Origin of the sequence: Pseudomonas sp. NPDC089996 (assembly GCF_044748405.1) — a bacterium.
Lineage (GTDB): Bacteria > Pseudomonadota > Gammaproteobacteria > Pseudomonadales > Pseudomonadaceae > Aquipseudomonas.
This window is the reverse complement of the sequence record NZ_JBIVGA010000014.1, coordinates 22,029-39,987: the sequence shown is the minus strand read 5'-3', so window position 1 is coordinate 39,987 and position 17,959 is coordinate 22,029. Positions and strand designations below refer to the sequence as shown.

Here is a 17,959-nt window from a genome sequence, read left to right as displayed (position 1 = left end):
GCATCATTCATTCATCCTGCGCCGACAGAGGTTGATCCAGGTCGACCTCTGCATCACCCACGAGCTTGTCGAGGCGAGCGATGAGGTCGGCATCGGCAACCTGCAGCCGCTGGGGATTGGTTGCGATATCGTTGGCCAGAAAATTCAGAAATTGGCCTAGCACGGGATCGTCCTCGGTTGTCTCTGCGCGGGTGAGTATTACCCCTCCGTCAGGGCGAATCGAGTAATGAATCTTGTCACGCTTTTTCAAACCCAGAGCACGGCGAACGGTTTCAGGAACGGTAGTCTGGTAGCGATCCGTGAGCGTGGACTCGACTTCGAATGTGGTAGCCATGGGTGGTGTCCATAGAGCTACAACGATGCTGATCAAGGTAATGCGATCGCATTACCAGTTCAATGCAATTGCATTACCTGATGATCAACGGTTCAAGCGACGCCCACCAACACCGGCACCTCAACCCGATCGATCACCTTGGCGCTGATCGATGGGTCCAGCAACCGCCCCAGCCGCGACAAGTGGCGGTGGCCCATTATGATCAGCTCGCAGTTCAGTTCCTGCGCCTTGGCGATAATCGCCTCGACCGGCTGCCCGGCGACCATGCAGCCCTGGCTGCTGAAGCCGGCCTTTTGCAGGAGTTGAACGGCTTCGCCCACGGCGCGATCACCCAGGCGTTGCTCCTCGCAGGCGGCGGGGTATTCCTCCAGTTCCTCGGCGGTATAGGGCGCGGGCTTGTCGTGCACGGCGAAGGTCGAGTCGATTGCCAGCAACACGTGCAGTTCGTGTTCGTTGGGGCGGCAATAGCGGCAGGCGAGGGTGAGCAGAGCAGTGGACGCGGGGGAGGCGTCGATGGCGATCAGGACGGGGCTGGGCATGCGGAATCCTTGGCTGATATGTGCTTGCAGGCCCGGCCCTTTCGCGGGTACATCACAGCATCCGAATTCTGTGCGGTCCCTGTGGGAGCGGGTTTACCCGCGAAAGGGCCGGGCCTGCCAAAAGTTCATTTAAGGCCGAACATGGCCAGTGAATAAATGCCCCGCCACGCACGAGCGCATTGCGTCTGATGCAATCGACCAACCTGCTACCATCGCCTTTCCCCACAGCTGTAACGGAAAACGGCCATGCAACTCCCGGACATGAACCTGCTCGTCGCCCTCGATGCCCTGCTCGATGAAGGCAGCGTGGTCGGCGCCGCGCAGCGCATGAACCTGAGCCCGGCGGCGATGAGCCGCACCTTGGGCCGTATCCGCGATGCCCTCGGTGACCCGATCCTGGTGCGTGCCGGCCGTGGCCTGGTGCCGACGCCACGGGCGCTGGCCTTGCGCGAGCAGGTGGCGGCGCTGGTGGAGCAGGCCGGCGAGGTGTTCCGCAGCGCCGATGACGTCGACCTGCCCAGGCTCGACCGCGCCTTCAACATTCGCACCAATGACCTGTTCATCGCGTTGTATGGCGCCCAGTTGCTGCGGCGCATGCATGAACAGGCACCCCGCACGGTGCTGCGTTTCGTGCCGGAAAGCCCCGGTGGCGATGACGACAGCGTGCTGCGCGATGGGCGTACCGACCTGATCATCAGCTCGACCGTCGACCTGGGCCCGGAGATCAAGGTGCAGAGCCTGTTTCAGACCTACTACGTGGGCCTGGCCCGACGCGACCATCCGATCTTCGACCAGCCGATCACGCCGAACAGCTTTGCCAGTTATCCACAGATCAGCGTGTCCCGTCGCGGCAGGGCCAACGGGCCGATCGATGTCGAGCTGGCCAATTTCAAAGTACAGCGGCGGGTGGCGCTGATTACCCCGAGTTTTCACTCTGCACTGTTTTCGCTGCCGGAATCCGACCTGATCCTGCCGATGCCGGCCAACATCCTTAATAGCGTGCATAAGCTCGGGCTGCCGTTGCGTTCATTCGAGATCCCGGTGCCGCTGGAACGGGTGACGGTGCTGCAGGCCTGGCACCCCCGTTTTCATAACGACCCTGCACATCGGTGGCTGCGGCAGACCATGAAGGCCTGCTGCAGCGTCGACCCTTGAGCCGGATTGCGTCTCGCGCAACTTGAAACTGCCAATAAGTCAGTTTTCGTAAGCATTCGATCTTCTTAGACTGCCCCAGTCGCAAATTTGTTGCTGGAGATGTCTGCCCATGAATTCCCTGTCCGCCCCCACTGCCGCTATTGCTGCCGCGCCTGCGCAGACGGCGTTCGGCCTGCGGGTGGTGGTCGGGCTGTTCGGTGTGCTGCTAGCGGTGCTGTGTGCCGGCCTCAACGAGTCGGTGACCAAGATTTCCCTTGCCGACATCCGCGGGGCCATGGGCATTGGTGCCGACGAAGGCGCCTGGCTGCTGGCGGTGTACAGCGCCGCCTCGGTGTCGGCCATGGCCTTCGCCCCGTGGCTGGCCACGACCTTTTCCCTGCGCCGCTTCACCATGAGCGCGGTCGGCCTGTTTGCCGTGCTCGGGCTGCTGCAACCGTTCGCCCCCAACCTGCATAGCCTGATGCTGCTGCGGGTCCTGCAGGGTTTCGCCTCGGGCGCCTTGCCACCGATGCTGATGAGTGTGGCGCTGCGCTTCCTGCCACCCGGCATCAAGGTTTATGGCCTGGCCTGCTACGCCCTGACCGCCACCTTCGGGCCCAACCTCGGCACACCGCTGGCTGGCCTGTGGACCGAGTACGTCGGCTGGCAGTGGGCGTTCTGGCAGATCATCCTGCCCTCGGCGCTGGCCATGTTCTGCGTGGGTTGGGGTTTGCCCCAAGACCCGCTGCGCCTCGAGCGCTTCAAGCAGTTCGATTGGCGCGGCGTGTTGCTTGGCTTGCCGGCGATCAGCTGCATCGTTCTCGGCCTGTCGCTGGGGGACCGCTGGGGCTGGTTAGATTCGCCGCTGATCTGCTGGCTGCTGGGCGGTGGCGTGATGTTGCTGGTGCTGTTCATGTACAACGAATGGTCCGAGCCGCTGCCGTTCTTCCAGCTGCGCATGCTGCAGCGGCGCAACCTGAGCTTTGCCCTGGTGACCCTGGCCGGCGTGCTGATCGTGCTGTCTGGCGTGGGCAGCATTCCGTCGGCATACCTGGCGCAGATCCAGGGCTACCGCCCGGCACAGACCAGCCCGCTGATGATGCTGGTGGCCATGCCGCAGCTGATCGCCCTGCCGTTGACCGCAGCGCTGTGCAACATCCGGGCGGTGGACTGCCGCTGGGTGCTGGCGATCGGCCTGGCGATGCTGGCGGTGTCGTGCGCGGGCAGCAGCCTGCTGACCAGCGAGTGGATCCGCGGCGATTTCTATCCCTTCTACCTGCTGCAGGTGTTCGGCCAGCCGATGGCCGTGCTGCCGTTGCTGATGCTTTCCACCAATGGCATGACCCCGCAGGAAGGCCCGTTCGCCTCCAGCTGGTTCAACACCGTCAAAGGCCTGGCCGCAGTGGTTGCCGGTGGCCTGCTGGATGCCTTGGGCACCCTGCGCCGGCACTTCCATTCCAACCACCTGGTGGACGGCCTGGGCAACGCCCCGCTGATCGACGACAACGCCGTGGGCCTTGCCAAGCGTATCCATGACCAGGCGCTGGTGCTGACCTCGGCCGACCTGTACCTGGTCATGGCCTGCATCGCCGTGGCCTTGATCTGCCTGATTCCTTTCGTGCCTACCCGGGTCTATCCGCCGCGCGCGGTGGCCTGAACCCTGGATGAATTCGAGACACTGAACATGACCAACAACCGCAAAACCCTTTTCATCGGCTCGATACTCGCCGTGGCCGTGCTGGCCGGTATCGTCGGCCCCTGGCTGTTCGGTAGCGACCACCGGCAGAGCACCAACGATGCCTACGTGATCGCCGACTACACCGTGGTCGCACCCAAGGTCGCCGGCTTCATCAAGGAAGTACTGGTCGAAGATAACCAGCAGGTGCAGGCCGGCCAGTTGCTGGCGACCATCGATGCTCGTGACTATCAGGCCGCGCTGGATGCCGCCCAGGCCCAGTTGCTGGTGGCCAAGGCGCAGAGCGCCGATGCCCGCGCCACCCTGGAGCGCCAGGCCGCACTGATTGCCCAGGCCCAGGCGGCGGTGACGGCGGCTCAGGCTGAAGCTGCGTTCGCCGACCATGAAGTCAACCGCTACAGCCGCCTGGCCGAGCAGGGCGCCGGCACGGTGCAGAACGCCCAGCAGGCGCGCAGCCGGGTCGACCAGGCCCGCGCACGGCTGGCCAACGCCCAGGCGGCACTGGTGGCAACCCGCAAGCAGGTGGACATCCTCACGGCGCAGGTGGCCAGTGCCGATGGCCAGCTCAAGCGTGCCGAAGCCGGCCTGGAGAAGGCCCAGCTGGACCTGTCCTATACCCGCATCACCGCGCCGGTAGACGGCATGGTCGGCGAGCGGGCGCTGCGCGTCGGCGCCTTCGTCAACCCGGGCGCACGCTTGCTGTCGGTGGTGCCGCTGCAACATGCCTATGTGGTCGGCAACTTCCAGGAAACCCAGCTGACCCATGTGCAGCCAGGCCAGCCGGTCAGCATCAGCGTCGACACCTTCTCAGGTGAAACCCTCAAGGGTCATGTCGAAAGCATCGCTCCGGCTACCGGGGTGACCTTCGCTGCGGTGAAACCGGACAACGCTACCGGCAACTTCACCAAGGTGGTGCAACGCATTCCGGTGAAGATCGTCTTCGATGATGGCCAACCGTTGCTCGAACGCCTGCGCGTGGGCATGTCGGTCGAGGCGATCATCGACACCCAGGGCGATACGCTGGCCGGCAAAGAGGTGACCGCCCGATGAAACCTGCCGTACGCTTGAGCCCGCTGCTGCTGGCCGTGCTGATGGCCGGCTGCACCCTCGGACCGGACTTCCAGCGCCCGGACAGCCAGGCGCCGCAGCAATGGGCAGCGCTGCAAGGTGAAGCCGCGACGAGCCAGCCACAGGCCGAGCCGCTGGAATTGCGCTGGTGGGAAACCTTCCACGATGCGCGCCTGAGCGCTTTGATCCAGCGCGTGGCCGACAACAACCTCGACCTGCAGATGGCCAGTGCCCGTCTGCTGCAAAGCCGTGCCCTGCGCAGCACGGTGGCGGCCGATGAAACACCGTCGGTCGATGCCAATGTCGGTTACAGCCGCGCCCGCAACAGTGCCGAAGGCCTGAGCGACCCTTCCGGCAACGCCGGTAAATCGGCCTTCAACCTGTGGCAGGGTGATCTGGTCGCAGGCTGGGAACTGGACCTCTGGGGCCGGGTACGGCGCCAGGTGGAAGCGGCCGATGCCAGCGTGGCAGTGGCCGAGAACGACCGCCGTGGCGTGCTGCTGGCGCTGCTCTCGGAAACGGCTGGGAACTACATTCAACTGCGTGCCGTGCAGCACACCCTGGACGTGACCCGCGACAACCTCAAGGTCGCCAGACACAGCCTGAAGCTATCGCAGGATCGTCAGGCCGAAGGTGTCGCCACTCGTCTCGACGTGGCCCAGGCCAGCGCCCAGGTGGCATCCATCGAGGCCCGCTTGCCGAGCCTTGAAGCCCGGCGCGACGACCTGATCAACGCCCTCAGCCTGCTTGCTGCCGAGCCGCCGCGCAGTTTGCAGGCCGAGTTGCTGCAAGGCGGCGAGTTGCCCGCGCCGCAGCAGCAATTCGCTATCGGCCTGCCGTCCGAACTGGCCGAGCGGCGCCCGGACATCCGCCAGGCCGAGGCACGCCTGCATGCTGCCACCGCGAGCATTGGTGTCGCCAAGGCCGATTTCTATCCCAGCATCCGTCTGTCTGGCAGCGTCGGCTTCCAGGCCATGCAGCTGGCTGATTTTGGCAGCTGGGATTCGCGTCGTTTCGCCTTTGGCCCGCAGCTTTCGCTGCCCATCTTCGAGGGTGGTCGGCTCAAGGGCACCCTTGAATTGCGCGAGGCGCAGCAACAGGAAGCGGCGCTGAACTACCGCAAGGTGGTGCTCGGCGCCTGGCACGAAATCGACGATGTGCTACGCCTTTACAACGCCAGCCAGTTGCGTCGCGATCACCTGGCCGAGGCGGTGCGGCAAAACCGCATCGCCCTGGAGACCGCCCAGCGCCAGTACGTGGAAGGGGCGGTGGACTTTCTCAACGTGCTGACCGTGCAAGGTGCCTTGCTGGCCAGCGAAGAGCAGTGGATCGACAGTTCAGCCGCGGTGTCCCAGGCCCTGGTGGGGCTGTACAAGGCCTTGGGCGGTGGCTGGCAGGCATTCGACCTGAACGCATGAAAGGCTGGGTCCGCTTTGCGGCCCTTTCGCGACACAAGGCCGCTCCTACAGGAGATCGCGGTCCCTTGTAGGAGCGGCCTTGTGTCGCGAAAGGGCTGCGAAGCAGCCCGGCGATTTCCCAGACAGATGAGGAGGCACAGATGCATATTTCCTTGAACGGCAAGCGCGCCATCGTCAGCGGCTCCACCGCCGGCATCGGCCTGGCCATCGCCATCGGCCTGGCCGCGGCGGGCGCCGAAGTGGTACTCAACGGCCGCACCCAGGCCCGTGTCGACGAGGCCCTCAAGGCCGTGCGCGAGCAATTGCCGCAAGCGCGCATCATCGGCATCGCCGCCGACCTGAGCACGCAGGAAGGTGCGCAGCAGCTGTTCGAGCAGGTGCCGCACACCGATATCCTGGTCAACAACCTCGGCATCTTCGAGCCCAAGCCATTCTTCGAGATCGACGATGCCGACTGGCAGCGTTTCTTCGACGTCAACGTGCTCAGCGCCGTGCGCCTGTCGCGCCACTACGCCCAGGGCATGGCCGAGCGCATGTGGGGGCGGGTGATCTTCCTGTCCAGCGAGTCGGGGTTGCAGATCCCGACCGAGATGGTTCATTACGGCATGACCAAGACGGCTCTGCTGGCAGTGTCCCGCGGGTTGGCCGAGACCTTGGCCGGTACCGGGGTGACGGTGAATTCGGTACTGCCGGGGCCGACGCGTTCGGAAGGGGTGGGTGATTTCTTCGCCAAGCTGGCGCAGGAGCAGGGTGTTTCCACCGATGAGCTGGAGGCCAACTTCCTGGCCGAGCACCGGCCGACTTCGCTGATCAAGCGGCTGGCGACAGTGGAGGAGGTGGCGAACATGGTGGTGTACCTGGCATCCATGCAGGCCAGTGCGACTACCGGGGCCGCGTTGCGGGTGGATGGCGGGGTGCTGCGCTCCATCGCTTGATTTCATGCTGCCTGTACCGGCCCTTTCGCGGGCTTGCCCGCTCCCACAGGGGTAGCGCTATACCTGTGGGAGCGGGCAAGCCCGCGAAAGGGCCGGTACAGGCAACGAACGACTCAAAGCGGGCGCAGCAGCCCGAAGCGTTTGCGCAGGGCCCAGTCCAGCAACCGCCGCGGCAGCAGGCGGGCCATCAACGGCAACGCCGTGCTGCCATTGCCCAACCGCACCACTGCCGGTGCTGGCGACTTGCCCACTGCTGCCAACACCCCTTGGGCAAACACCGCCGCCGATGTCGGCTTGTCCTGCGATGCCCGCGCCCGCGCCTGCACATGCTCGCGCAGTGGCCACCACGCCGAATCCGCCGCCAGCACCTGGTCAGCCTGGCGCTGGGCATTGCTGGCGAACTGCGAGGCAATCGCCCCAGGCTGCACTTCCATCACCTGGATACCGAACGGCGCCAGCTCCAGGCGCAGGGCGTCGCTCAGTGCATGCACGGCGGCCTTGGATGCGCAGTAGGCCCCGGCAAACGGCGTGACCAGCACACCCGAGACACTGCCGATGTTCACCACCAACCCGCGTGCGCGGCGCAGCAGCGGGAACAATGCGCGGGTAACGCCCACTACGGCAAAGACGTTGGTCTCGAACTGCTGGCGCAGGGCATCGACGCCGCCATCGAGCAGCGGGCCCATGGCGCCGTAGCCGGCGTTGTTGATCAGGATGTCGAGGGTTTCAAGCTCCTCGGCCAGACGGGCCAGGGCCTCGCTGTCGTTCACATCCAGTTGCCGGGCGTTGAAGCCGGCGGCGTTCAGGCGCTCGACATCCTCAGCTTTGCGGGCGGTGGCCCAGACGTGGTGGCCGGCATCGCGGAAGGCGTCGGCCAGGGCGCGGCCGATGCCGCTGGAACAACCGGTGATCAGGACGGTGGGCATGTTTGAGGCCTGTTTTGCAGGTGGGGTTTGTTTAGCCTGTGCCGGCCTCTTCGCGGGCGAGCCCGCTCCCACAGGGACCGCGCCGAGCCTGAGGGCAACGCTGTACCTGTGGGAGCGGGCTTGCCCGCGAAAGGGCCGGAACAGGCGCTGGATTAGTTGGCAAATGTACCTTGCAGATGCTCTGCACGGAATTCCAATGTCTGTGGGCGGTACCCCGAGCGCAGCGGCGGCAGTGGCAGGCAGTCCTTCCACTCGGCCCCCGGCTGCAGTTCACCCGGGCCACGGTAGCGCGGTGCGTTGTAAGTGTTTTCTGCGAGGTTCACGGTATCGCCCGGCGCATAGGCCGCCACGCGCCAGCGCAGTTCGGTCAGGGGTGCCTGGTTGCCGTTCTTCATGCGCACTTGCAGGGCACGGTCGGCGGGGCAGTGTTCGGGGGCGTAGGTCAGGCGCAGGTCCAGGCGTGCCAGCTGCGAGGCTTCGCGGGTGTCCTGCCAGATCACCATCAGTGCGACCAGACCGAGGCCACAGACAGCGGCCAGGGAAATCGGCAAGGCCTTGGCCGGGTAGCGCAACAGCAGCACCAGCCAGGTGAGGATGAGAAAGGCACCGATGATCATGGGGCAGGCAGACCTTGGTTGCGCAGGTCTGACCATCGTAGCCTTAAATGGGTATTGGCTCAAAAGCGGGAGGGCGTTGCCCTCCTTTCGCGACACAAGGCCGCTCCCACAGGGGAACGCATGATCCTGTGGAAGCGGCCACCGGGCCTAACTCATTGCGCGATGGTCTTCACCGACACGCCACGCTCGACAGGGGTCGAGGTACGCCCATACACATCCTCGAAGCGCTCGATGTCGTCCTCGCCCAGGTAGCTGCCCGACTGCACCTCGATGATCTCCAGCGGGATCTTGCCCGGGTTGCGCAGGCGGTGGATCGAGGCGATCGGGATGTAGGTGGACTGGTTCTCGGTGAGCAGGAACACGTTCTCGTCACAGGTCACCTCGGCGGTGCCGGACACCACGATCCAGTGCTCGGCACGGTGGTGGTGCATCTGCAGCGACAGGCTGGCGCCCGGCTTTACGGTGATGTGCTTGACCTGGAAGCGGCCGCCCATGTCCACCGAGTCGTACGAGCCCCACGGGCGATACACTTCCAGGTGGTTCTGGGTTTCGCTGCGGCCCTGTTCGTCGAGGGTCTTGACCATCTGCTTGACGCCCTGGACCTTGTCCTTGTGGGCGATCATCATCGCGTCCTTGGTCTCGACCACGACGATGTTTTCCAGGCCGATCACCGACACCAGCTTGCCATTGCCGTGGATCATGCAGTTGCGGCTGTCCTGTACCACCACGTCGCCTTTGGTGACGTTGCCGTCGGCGTCCTTATCGTGCACTTCCCACAGCGACGACCAGCAGCCCACGTCGCTCCAGCCGGCCGACATCGGCACCACGCAGGCACGCTGGGTCTTTTCCATGACGGCGTAGTCGATGGAGTTGTCCGGACAGCAGGCGAAAGTGGCTTCGTCGATGCTCAGCACATCGGCGTCTTCATCGCTGCGCTCCAGGGCCAGCACGCAGGTGTCGTAGATGTCCGCGTCGTGCTTCTTCAGCTCTTCGAGGAAGCGGCTGGCGCGGAACAGGAACATGCCGCTGTTCCAGAAGTAGCCGCCGGCGGCGACGAACTCGGCGGCGCGCTTCTCGTCGGGCTTTTCGACGAACTGGGCGACACGGGCCACGCCTTCAGGCAGCAGTGCGTCCTGGCTGGAGCGGATGTAGCCGTAGCCGGTTTCCGGCTTGGTCGCCGGCACGCCGAACAGCACCATCTCGCCGCGCTCGGCAGCCACGGTGGCCAGGGCCAGGGCACGTTGCAGGGCCTTCTGGTCATCGATCACATGGTCGGCGGGCAGCACCAGCATCAAGTCGTCGCGGCCTTCATTGACCAGTTTCATGGCCGTCATTGCTACCGCCGGCGCAGTGTTGCGACCGAACGGCTCCATCAGGATGCCTTGGGTTTCCAGTTTCAGGGCAGCCAGCTGCTCCTGGACGATGAACTTGTGGTCCTTGTTGCAGACCACGATCGGGGTGTCCATGCCCTCGAAGCGCAGGCGCTCGATGGTCTGCTGGAACAGGGTGTGTTCACCGGTCAGCGCCAGGAACTGCTTGGGGAACTGCTTGCGCGACAGAGGCCACAGACGGGAACCGCTACCACCAGAAAGAATTACCGGGATCATCATGTTTCTCCAATAGTCGTTATGAGGCAGGGGGATCAGTTGCTAGCCACGGGGCGAGTTACCCACACCGGCGACAAGTTGCTGCCGGAACCCGTTACGTACAGCACGGCCGCTTCGCCACGCTCCAGGGCGACCGGTTTCAGGTCGCTGACTTTCTTGTTGCCTTCGAACAAGGCCAGGTTGACCTTGACCGGATTGATTTCGCGCTCGCCACGGCCCTTGGTGGCCACCGACGGCACTACTTCGGTCTTGCCGTCGGCGGTCTTCAGGGTCACCGCCTGGTCGCTGAGGTTCTGCACGCGCACCAGGGCTTTCTGCTTGTTCTTGAACGGCGGTTCTTCGATCAGCTGCGGGGTGCCGCTGCTGCTGTTGACCAAGGTGTAGTACTTGTCCGCGGCCAGTTTCACCGGCACGCTCTTGCCGCCGACCTGGGCGGTGTAGTCACCGCCTGGCAGGAAGCTGAAGTCGCTGCTGGCCTGGGCGCCAACCTGCTTGATCTGGGTGTTGCCGACGCTGGCCGCAGCCGGGGCGCTGGCGGCGTTGTACAGGCGCACGAAGGTCGAGCCTTTCGGCGCGCTCGGGCCATACAGCGCGGCGTCGGCACCGGCGAAGGCCTGCATGGAGGCAAGGGAAAGGCCGGCCGCGAGGGTGAGGGCTTTGGCAATGGAAGTCTTGGTAGTCATGTGCATTTCCTCTCTATCGATCAGTGATTCGTCCGGGTGGACGACAAGGCCAGGTTTTCTTCGGATTTACGGGCGTTCTTCAGCTGCGCGATCCACTGCGGGTCGAAGCTGCTGAGGTCGTTGGTCATTGGCAGATAACGTTCGGGGAATTCCCACACCACCACCTGTGGTGCGGCGTTCTTGAAGGCATCGCTCTGCAGGTACTTGAGCATCGGCAGCAGCGGGCCGTGGCCGTCTTCGGCGTAGTTGGCGACGTCGCTGTGCAGCGCCTGCTGCAGCGCGCCGAGGAAGTTCCAGTGCGGGTTGGCGCTGTAGCTGGTGCCCACCAGGGCGACCGGGATCTGGTTGTCGGCGAACAGCGCGTCGCCGCCATCGCCTTCGGCCTCGGCAGGACGGGTGCTGCGTTGCTGCAGGTTGTCCGGGGTCGGCAGCAGGTTGCTGAACAGCGGGTCCAAAGGCAGGAAGTTGGTCAGGTCGCCCTTGTACGGGGCGGTGTTGCCGGCTTCGGTGATGAAGGTCTGCGGCTCGCCATTGAGCAGGCTCTGGCGGCTGACCGCTTCGGCCAGCGCCTGCGCCGCCACTTCGGCGCCCATCGGCGTCCAGTGGGTGTCGGTGCGCAGGAACACCTGGCCGCGGGCCTTGGCCTGTTCCATCGCTGCCATCAGGTCGGGGGCGAACACGTTGGCCTGACGCGCCTGGGCATGGAACTGGTTGTACAGGTCGTCATGCAGGCTGGCGGGCTGCTCCTTGCCGATGTATTCGGAATACACCCGCGCCTTGGCCGGGATGATCGCCAGCACCAGCTGGCTGCCATGCTTCTGCAAGGTGTCGCGCACGCCGCGGATCAGTGCCAGGTTGTCTTGCATCAACTGATCCGCACCGGCGGTGGGCTTGAACTCCTCGTCGCTGAACAGCCACTGGTCGCGGCCCAGCACCACACCGGGACGGCCTTCGTTGAACAGCTTGAAGTCCAGCGCGGCCCAGAGGTTGGTGCCCAGGCGCTTGATCGGGAACTGGTCGTCGTAGTGGGTTTCGGCGGCCTTGGCCAGCTTGCCGTTGAGCAGGGTCATCTGCTCGGTACGGTGGAAGCTGTCGAAGCCACCGGTGGACCAGGCGCCCATGCCCACCAGCAGGCCGAGGAACGACAGGGAATAGGTGACGCGTAATGTCCGGGTCATGTCATCCACCTCAGAACTGGAAGTACAGGAACGGCGAGTAGCTCTGCGCCGAAAGCTTGAGGATCGAAGCCACGAACAGCAGCAGGATCAGGGCGCGGGTCATCACCCGGGTCCAGTCCAGGCCGATCGAGCCGTCGGCATTCACCTGCACGGGGGTGGCCTTGGCGGTCGGCTTGGCGTTGCGGTAGAAGTCGCGCAGGCCGAAGAACGCCAGGGTGAGGTAGGCGATCACCAGGGTCGCTACCTGCAGGCCGGTGAGTTGGGCGCGGTTGAGTTCCGACAGCTGCCATTCGCCGAAGCTGAACATGGCGCCGTACATGCGCGCGGCGACGTGCAGGTTCTCGGCGCGGAAGATCACCCAGCCGACCACTACCAGCAGGAAGGTGAAGGCCCACTTGACCGGGTTGAAGCGCTGCGGGTTGGTGTCGATGCCCAGCGCCCGCTCAATCGCCAGCCACATGCCGTGCCAGGCGCCCCAGATGATGTAGGTGAAGTTGGCACCGTGCCACAGGCCGCCCAGCAGCATGGTCAGGAACAGGTTGCGGTAGGTGTTGAAGGTGCCTTTGCGGTTGCCGCCCAAGGTGATGTACAGGTAGTCGCGCAGCCAGGTCGACAGGCTGATGTGCCAGCGCCGCCAGAACTCGGTGATCGACTGGCTGATGTAGGGCTGCTTGAAGTTCTCCATGAAGCGGAAGCCCATCATCAGGCCCAGGCCGATGGCCATGTCGCTGTAGCCGCTGAAGTCGAAGTACAGCTGCGCGGTGTAGGCCAGGGCGCCGAGCCAGGCGTCGCCGGTGGTCGGGTTCTGCAGGGCGAAGCAATGGTCGGCGACCACTGCCAGGGTGTCGGCGATGAACACTTTCTTGATGAAGCCCTGCATGAAGCGGGTGCAGCCTTCGGAGAACTTGTCCAGGGTGTGGGTGCGGTTGTTGAACTGGTCGACCAGGTCCTTGAAGCGCAGCACGGGGCCGGCGATAAGGTGCGGGAAGATCGCCACGAACGCCGCGAAGTCGATCAGGTTGCGGGTGGCCGGGGTGTCGCCGCGGTACACGTCGATGATGTAGCTGATCGACTCGAAGATGTAGAACGAGATACCGATCGGCAGCAGCACGTGGGTGAGGATGAATGGCTCCAGGCCAAACGAGCTGATGATCGCGTTGAGGCTGTCGACGCCGAAGTTGGCGTACTTGAAGTAGCCGAGGATCGCCAGGTCCACACCGACGCCGAGCAGCAACCAGCGCTGGGCCGGTTTGGTGCGCACGCCGGCGGCGCCGACTTTCAGGCCGATCCAGTAGTTCCACAGGGTCACGCCGGCGAACAGGGCGAGGAAGTCGACCCGCCACCAGGCGTAGAAGATGTAGCTGGCGACCAGCAGCAGCAGGTTGCGATAGCGTTGCCCGCTCAAGTAGTACAGGCCGAGGAAGATCGGCAAGAACAGGAACAGGAACACGTTGGACGAGAAGACCATCCCGGTTCTCCTAATTGTTCACAGCATCCGGGGCAAAGCGCCCCCCAAACCCCCCAGCGCAAGACCGGAGGAAACCGTTGTCACTTCAATATTGCTGGCGAGGGCTTCGCCCTCGTTTCGCGACACAAGGCCGCTCCTACAGAACCAGCGCCGTCCCTGTAGGAGCGGCCTTGTGTCGCGATGGGCCGCAAAGCGGCCCCAACCCAGGCGACACCTATTTCTTGCTTTCCGCGTTCGGGTCGTAGACCCGTGTCACATCGCCGCCGAGCCTGAAGCTGTTGAACGGCTGCATGTCATGCTTGCGCTCAAGGGTGTCGCCGACGCAGTGGTACAGCGCACACCACGGCTCGAGCCAGGAATACTTGCTGTCGACCTTGAGGTCCTTCATGTCCTGTTTCTTGCCGGCACGTTCAGCGAAATGACGCGGGTCGCGCGCGCCGTACAGCACGCCTTCGCCCAGGCGTTGCAGGGCAAAGTTGTTCTCTTTGCGCAGGTCCACGCCATTGGCCTGGGCGAAGCTGGCGATCATCGACAGTGGCGGCAAGGCATAGTTGTGATAGGCCAGGGCACGTTGCTGGCGCTTGATCTCGTTGGGCAGGAAGCCCTGGTCGTCGACCTGGTTGGCGCCCACCTTGTATTCCTTCACGGCCCAGTCGAACAGGTCGCGGCGGTCGGTGGCCACGGCGGTGGCCATCACCGACCAGGCCGCCCAGTAGCTGTGGTTGTTGATCTTCTCCAGCGGCAGGTCGCTCCAGTCGCGCACGGTCTGCTCGGCGAGGCGGGCGAACCACTTTTCGATCAGCTCGGCCTCGGCCTGGTGCGCGGCCAGCGGCTGCGAATTGGAGAACTTCAGGCGCAGCCACGACCCGCTCATGCTGCCCAGCGCCCATTTGCGCATGGACTTGCCGGTGTGGTTGTAGTCGGTGGACAGCAGTGCACCGGCACGGGCCCAGTTGCCGAGCCAGGTCAGGGTGCAGTCGAGCTGCGCCGGGCGGCCATCACGCATGTACTGGCCGACCATCTTGCTCACGCCTTTCTCCAGCGTGGTGATGTCCTCGGTGGATTTACGGAAGGCCTTTTCCGAGGCCACATTCAGCGTCGCCCGGGCCTTGTCCGAACCCTCGTACTTGCTGCGGAACTGCAGCGCGCCGGTGTAGGGCTTGGGGGGGGCTTCGCAGCGGAAGTTGCCATCACTGGTCTTGAGCTTCTCGATCCCTTCGTAGTAACCCTGCGGTGGCACCAGCGCAGCATGCGCCGCGCCGCCGAACAGGGCGAGTGCGAGGAGCGTTGGGCGGAAGATTCGCTTGAGCATGGTCATGGTCGCCTCACTGGCCGGCCTGCGCGGTTTGCGCGGGCACGGCGAAGTTGTTGCGTTTGCAGAGCTTGGCCTCGACTTTCTGGGTGCCGCTTTCCGGCCCCTGGACCTCGAAGGCCAGCAGGCTCTGGCTGGCCCAGTCTTCGTCTTCGCGCATCTGGAAGACGAAGCGGCCGTCGGTGTCGGAGGTCTCCGGTTTTTCCAGCTTGATGTCTTCATGGCGGCCGTTGAGGTACCACAGGGTGGCCTGCAGCACTTTCACCGACGGATCCTCGAACTTCACGTCCATTTGCAGGTTGCGGTTGACCAGGTCCTTGATCACGCCGCCCTTGCCATTGACCATCAGTTCGTTCTTGCCAGGCTTGAGCGTGGTGCTGGCGCTCATCAGTGCCGGGCGCGCGTCGCAGCCGTCGTCGAGCAGGCCGAGGATCTGCCGCCAGATGGTTTCCTGGTCGAGGCGGTACAGCGGCGAGAACTCCCATACCAGAATCTTCGGCGGGTTGTTCTGGAACTCTTCGCTGCCCAGGTACTGGATCATCGAACCTTCCAGGCCACCACCGGGGAAGGCGACGTTGAGCACGTCGGCGCCGATGTACTGCTCGAGGAAGCCGCTGAAGTTGTAGTTCTTGCCACTGTGGCTGGTACCGACCAGGGTGATCTGCGCGTTGCCGCTGTCACCGAACAGGTCGTCGCCGCCGCCGGTCGAGCCTTTCGGTTCGGTGGCGAACTGGTCCATGTACTGCACCGCGTAGCTGGTCCCGCAGAGCTGGCCGGCGACGTTGTGCAGGGTTCCGGTCTTGCCCATGCGCCCGGACTTGTGGGTTTCGAATTCCTTGCGCGGGATGCCTTCGAAGGCCGGCATCTTGTGCACGGTGTCGGCCACGATCTTCGCGGCGCGCTGGGCGCCGTAAGGGGTCCAGTGCTGGTCACCGCGGAAGTAGAAGTCCTTGCCCTGGTCGGCGGCAGCCAGTTGCTCGTTGGTCAGCGGCGACAGGTCGGGCACGTTGTAGCCCATGCTGGCGAAGCGCTTGAGCATGGCCTGGTAGTTGCCCAGTGCCTTCTGGTAGTCGAAGGCGGCTTTCTCTTCGGGCTTGAGCATGTTGCGGTTCACCAGGCCACGGGTGGGCTGGTAGACCACGACCAGCTCCACACCGCGCTTCTTGAACGCGTCGTGCACCTGCTGCAGGCGCTTGTAACCGGACGGCGTGGTGTTGAACTCGGTGCGCAGGTCTTCGCGGGTACGGAACAGCCAGTCGCCCTGGGCCTGTACCAGCGTGGTGAAGTTCTGCTGGTAGCGGGTGGTGTAGCGGCTGGCGTCATGCGCCTCGGGGCACAGCTGGCAGCAAGGCTCGGCGGTGAAGGTCGGGGCCTTCACGTCGTCGGCACGCACGCCCTGGCTGATGGCCAGGAGGGCGGCGGACAGGCCCAGCAGTTTCATCAGGTGTGGAGTCATGGTCTGGGCTTCCTTAATCGATCATTTCGGTCTGGCGTTCGACCGGGTCGATCAGCACGGCCTTCTGCTGGCGCACCAGCAGGTCGAGGATTTCGTCCTGGCGCTCGCCGAGGATGCCGTTGAGGCTGATGCCGCTGGCTTTGCGCGGGGCGAGCATGGACACCTTGTACAACTCGACCGACAGCGGCGAGTCGATCGACAGCGGGCCGGAACCGTTGGCTGCCAGTTCGCCGCCGACCACGATCAGCGACACCTTGGTGTCGAACGGGTCGAGGGCGATGTCGCGGTCGGTGTCGGACAGGTCCTTGATGTGCCCGTACACACCGACCAGGCCGTTGGCCATGGCGACGTTCTCGTACAGGCGGATGTTCACACTGTTGCGCACGCGGATGCCGTGGCGACGGTTGTTGATCAGCTTGTTGCCCCAGATCAGGTTGTCGCCGCTTTCGTACAGGGTGATGCCGTCGGTGTGGTTGCGGTAGATCTCGTTGTAGGCGATCAGGTTGTTGACGCTGTTACGGTCGATCACCACGCCCGAGAGCTTGTTGTCATAGCTCTTGTTGTTGATGATCCAGCTGTCGTTGACCTCACGCGAGACGATGATGCCGTGCTTCTTCTTGGTGCCATACACGGTGTTGCCGGCGATGATCAGGCGGTGCGAACGGTCGTGAGGGTCGATGCCGTAGACGATGTTGTCGCGGTAGGTGCTGTCCTTGACCACGAAGTCGGAGGTCTCGTAGCAGTAGAAGCCGTACCACATGTCGCTGAATTCCGAGCCGATGATCCAGCCGGTCGGTTCGGCGCGGCCCATGCGCTTGGCCATGTTCGGCGTGTACTGCGAGATGCTCACGCCGTACGACTTGGACTTGGCGTAGCCGAAGCTGGCCATTTTGGTGTTGACGATGTAGGTCTCGGTACCGCCCCACGACAGCAGGAATGGGCGGAATTCCTTGGGCGAGCGGAAGGTCGCCGGGCCGTTGTCCTTCTCGCGCCAGCCGGTCACCTGGGTGTCGGTGACGAACAGCTTGCCGTCGTTGACCAGGAACGAACCGCCTTCCTGGGACAGGCGCAGCTGCTTGACCTTGCCGTCGATCTCGAGAATGCCCTTCTGCCCGACCACGATCGGCAGTCGCGCCAGGTAAACACCCGGCTCGACTTCGCTGAGGTACTGCTTGGGCACCTTCTTGCTCAGCTCGACCAGGTCGACATGGCCGTCATCGACGAAGATCGCCTGGGGAATACCGTGCTGGCGCTGCACCCATTCGGCGGCCTTGTTGTCGCCACCGACGAATTCCTTGAGGGTGTCCTCCTGGAACATGCGGCGCAGGCTGACCTTGCCCTTATGGCTGCGGTCGATCTTCTTCTGCACTGCAGCGGCGGTGTAGCCGGTCAGGTCGGGCAGCTTCGGCGGGTCCATCTGCAGCGGCTCGATTGGCGCGCTGGCCACGGTATAGGTCTTGGCCTGCTGCAGCTCCTTGGCGATCACCTGGGGCTCGGCGGCCGCGACCAGGCCGCTGGCCAGCAGCAGAGCGCTGGCCAGGAGGCTGTGACGTATGTGCGGGTGAAGGTTCATTGCTCAGGTCCTCTC

At 64.2% G+C, this 17,959-nt stretch carries 16 protein-coding genes; 5 read left to right on the top strand and 11 right to left on the bottom strand.

Translation table 11 applies throughout. From position 1 onward, the window contains the following. Positions 1-7: 7 nt before the first annotated feature. Entirely contained in the window at positions 8-334 is a 327-nt protein-coding gene (locus tag ACIPW4_RS21885; RefSeq protein WP_400661411.1) for a type II toxin-antitoxin system PrlF family antitoxin, read from the bottom strand. 92 nt (positions 335-426) lie between these two features. Then, positions 427-873, bottom strand: a complete 447-nt coding sequence (locus tag ACIPW4_RS21880; protein ID WP_400661409.1) for a universal stress protein — start codon at positions 871-873, stop codon at positions 427-429. A gap of 246 nt (positions 874-1,119) precedes the next feature. Here ACIPW4_RS21880 and ACIPW4_RS21875 point away from each other — a divergent pair, with 246 nt between their 5' ends. The 5 genes from ACIPW4_RS21875 (at position 1,120) to ACIPW4_RS21855 (ending at position 7,124) form a co-directional block, all read left to right on the top strand. Further along, positions 1,120-2,028: a LysR family transcriptional regulator gene (locus tag ACIPW4_RS21875; protein WP_400661408.1), complete on the top strand. Its 909-nt coding sequence runs from the start codon at positions 1,120-1,122 to the stop codon at positions 2,026-2,028. 109 nt (positions 2,029-2,137) lie between these two features. Next, positions 2,138-3,664: an MFS transporter gene (locus ACIPW4_RS21870; RefSeq protein ID WP_400661407.1), complete on the top strand. Its 1,527-nt coding sequence runs from the start codon at positions 2,138-2,140 to the stop codon at positions 3,662-3,664. A gap of 27 nt (positions 3,665-3,691) precedes the next feature. Beyond that, positions 3,692-4,753: an HlyD family secretion protein gene (locus tag ACIPW4_RS21865; protein ID WP_400661405.1), complete on the top strand. Its 1,062-nt coding sequence runs from the start codon at positions 3,692-3,694 to the stop codon at positions 4,751-4,753. Then, positions 4,750-6,189 carry an efflux transporter outer membrane subunit gene (locus ACIPW4_RS21860; RefSeq protein ID WP_400661403.1) on the top strand — a complete coding sequence of 480 codons (1,440 nt, stop codon included), beginning with the start codon at positions 4,750-4,752 and terminating at the stop codon, positions 6,187-6,189. The genes ACIPW4_RS21865 and ACIPW4_RS21860 overlap by 4 nt, the downstream gene beginning before the upstream one ends. A 140-nt stretch (positions 6,190-6,329) precedes the next feature. Then, on the top strand, positions 6,330-7,124 hold the full coding sequence (locus ACIPW4_RS21855; protein WP_400661402.1) for an SDR family NAD(P)-dependent oxidoreductase: 795 nt from the start codon (positions 6,330-6,332) through the stop codon (positions 7,122-7,124). A gap of 113 nt (positions 7,125-7,237) precedes the next feature. On the opposite strand, the gene ACIPW4_RS21850 is transcribed toward ACIPW4_RS21855, so the two are convergent. The 9 genes from ACIPW4_RS21850 to algG all read right to left on the bottom strand — a co-directional run bounded on the left by ACIPW4_RS21850 (position 7,238) and on the right by algG (position 17,944). Continuing rightward, on the bottom strand, positions 7,238-8,050 hold the full coding sequence (locus ACIPW4_RS21850; protein ID WP_400661401.1) for an SDR family oxidoreductase: 813 nt from the start codon (positions 8,048-8,050) through the stop codon (positions 7,238-7,240). A 152-nt stretch (positions 8,051-8,202) separates the two neighbouring features. Beyond that, entirely contained in the window at positions 8,203-8,667 is a 465-nt protein-coding gene (locus tag ACIPW4_RS21845) for a multidrug transporter (protein ID WP_400661399.1), read from the bottom strand. 152 nt (positions 8,668-8,819) lie between these two features. Further along, complete coding sequence (locus ACIPW4_RS21840; RefSeq protein ID WP_400661547.1) at positions 8,820-10,274, bottom strand: mannose-1-phosphate guanylyltransferase/mannose-6-phosphate isomerase; 1,455 nt, start codon at positions 10,272-10,274, stop codon at positions 8,820-8,822. Positions 10,275-10,309: 35 nt separating this feature from the next. Beyond that, entirely contained in the window at positions 10,310-10,957 is a 648-nt protein-coding gene (locus ACIPW4_RS21835) for an alginate O-acetyltransferase AlgF (RefSeq protein WP_400661397.1), read from the bottom strand. A 20-nt stretch (positions 10,958-10,977) separates the two neighbouring features. Continuing rightward, positions 10,978-12,135 carry an alginate O-acetyltransferase gene (locus ACIPW4_RS21830; RefSeq protein WP_400661396.1) on the bottom strand — a complete coding sequence of 386 codons (1,158 nt, stop codon included), beginning with the start codon at positions 12,133-12,135 and terminating at the stop codon, positions 10,978-10,980. A 10-nt stretch (positions 12,136-12,145) separates the two neighbouring features. Further along, complete coding sequence (locus ACIPW4_RS21825) at positions 12,146-13,603, bottom strand: MBOAT family protein (protein ID WP_085675037.1); 1,458 nt, start codon at positions 13,601-13,603, stop codon at positions 12,146-12,148. Between the two features lie 214 nt (positions 13,604-13,817). Continuing rightward, positions 13,818-14,921, bottom strand: a complete 1,104-nt coding sequence (locus ACIPW4_RS21820) for a mannuronate-specific alginate lyase (protein ID WP_400661395.1) — start codon at positions 14,919-14,921, stop codon at positions 13,818-13,820. Between the two features lie 7 nt (positions 14,922-14,928). After that, positions 14,929-16,371: an alginate O-acetyltransferase gene (locus ACIPW4_RS21815; RefSeq protein WP_400661394.1), complete on the bottom strand. Its 1,443-nt coding sequence runs from the start codon at positions 16,369-16,371 to the stop codon at positions 14,929-14,931. 13 nt (positions 16,372-16,384) lie between these two features. After that, a complete protein-coding gene (gene algG / locus ACIPW4_RS21810; RefSeq protein WP_400661393.1) occupies positions 16,385-17,944 on the bottom strand; it encodes a mannuronan 5-epimerase AlgG in 1,560 nt (519 codons plus the stop codon). Positions 17,945-17,959: the final 15 nt, after the last annotated feature.

Bases quoted from the DNA above. Each gene is read 5' to 3' on its own strand.
- ACIPW4_RS21885 (WP_400661411.1), bottom strand. From the start codon at position 334: ATGGCTACCACATTCGAAGTCGAGTCCACGCTCACGGATCGCTACCAG.
- ACIPW4_RS21880 (WP_400661409.1), bottom strand. From the start codon at position 873: ATGCCCAGCCCCGTCCTGATCGCCATCGACGCCTCCCCCGCGTCCACT.
- ACIPW4_RS21875 (WP_400661408.1), top strand. From the start codon at position 1,120: ATGCAACTCCCGGACATGAACCTGCTCGTCGCCCTCGATGCCCTGCTC.
- ACIPW4_RS21870 (WP_400661407.1), top strand. From the start codon at position 2,138: ATGAATTCCCTGTCCGCCCCCACTGCCGCTATTGCTGCCGCGCCTGCG.
- ACIPW4_RS21865 (WP_400661405.1), top strand. From the start codon at position 3,692: ATGACCAACAACCGCAAAACCCTTTTCATCGGCTCGATACTCGCCGTG.
- ACIPW4_RS21860 (WP_400661403.1), top strand. From the start codon at position 4,750: ATGAAACCTGCCGTACGCTTGAGCCCGCTGCTGCTGGCCGTGCTGATG.
- ACIPW4_RS21855 (WP_400661402.1), top strand. From the start codon at position 6,330: ATGCATATTTCCTTGAACGGCAAGCGCGCCATCGTCAGCGGCTCCACC.
- ACIPW4_RS21850 (WP_400661401.1), bottom strand. From the start codon at position 8,050: ATGCCCACCGTCCTGATCACCGGTTGTTCCAGCGGCATCGGCCGCGCC.
- ACIPW4_RS21845 (WP_400661399.1), bottom strand. From the start codon at position 8,667: ATGATCATCGGTGCCTTTCTCATCCTCACCTGGCTGGTGCTGCTGTTG.
- ACIPW4_RS21840 (WP_400661547.1), bottom strand. From the start codon at position 10,274: ATGATCCCGGTAATTCTTTCTGGTGGTAGCGGTTCCCGTCTGTGGCCT.
- ACIPW4_RS21835 (WP_400661397.1), bottom strand. From the start codon at position 10,957: ATGACTACCAAGACTTCCATTGCCAAAGCCCTCACCCTCGCGGCCGGC.
- ACIPW4_RS21830 (WP_400661396.1), bottom strand. From the start codon at position 12,135: ATGACCCGGACATTACGCGTCACCTATTCCCTGTCGTTCCTCGGCCTG.
- ACIPW4_RS21825 (WP_085675037.1), bottom strand. From the start codon at position 13,603: ATGGTCTTCTCGTCCAACGTGTTCCTGTTCCTGTTCTTGCCGATCTTC.
- ACIPW4_RS21820 (WP_400661395.1), bottom strand. From the start codon at position 14,921: ATGACCATGCTCAAGCGAATCTTCCGCCCAACGCTCCTCGCACTCGCC.
- ACIPW4_RS21815 (WP_400661394.1), bottom strand. From the start codon at position 16,371: ATGACTCCACACCTGATGAAACTGCTGGGCCTGTCCGCCGCCCTCCTG.
- algG (WP_400661393.1), bottom strand. From the start codon at position 17,944: ATGAACCTTCACCCGCACATACGTCACAGCCTCCTGGCCAGCGCTCTG.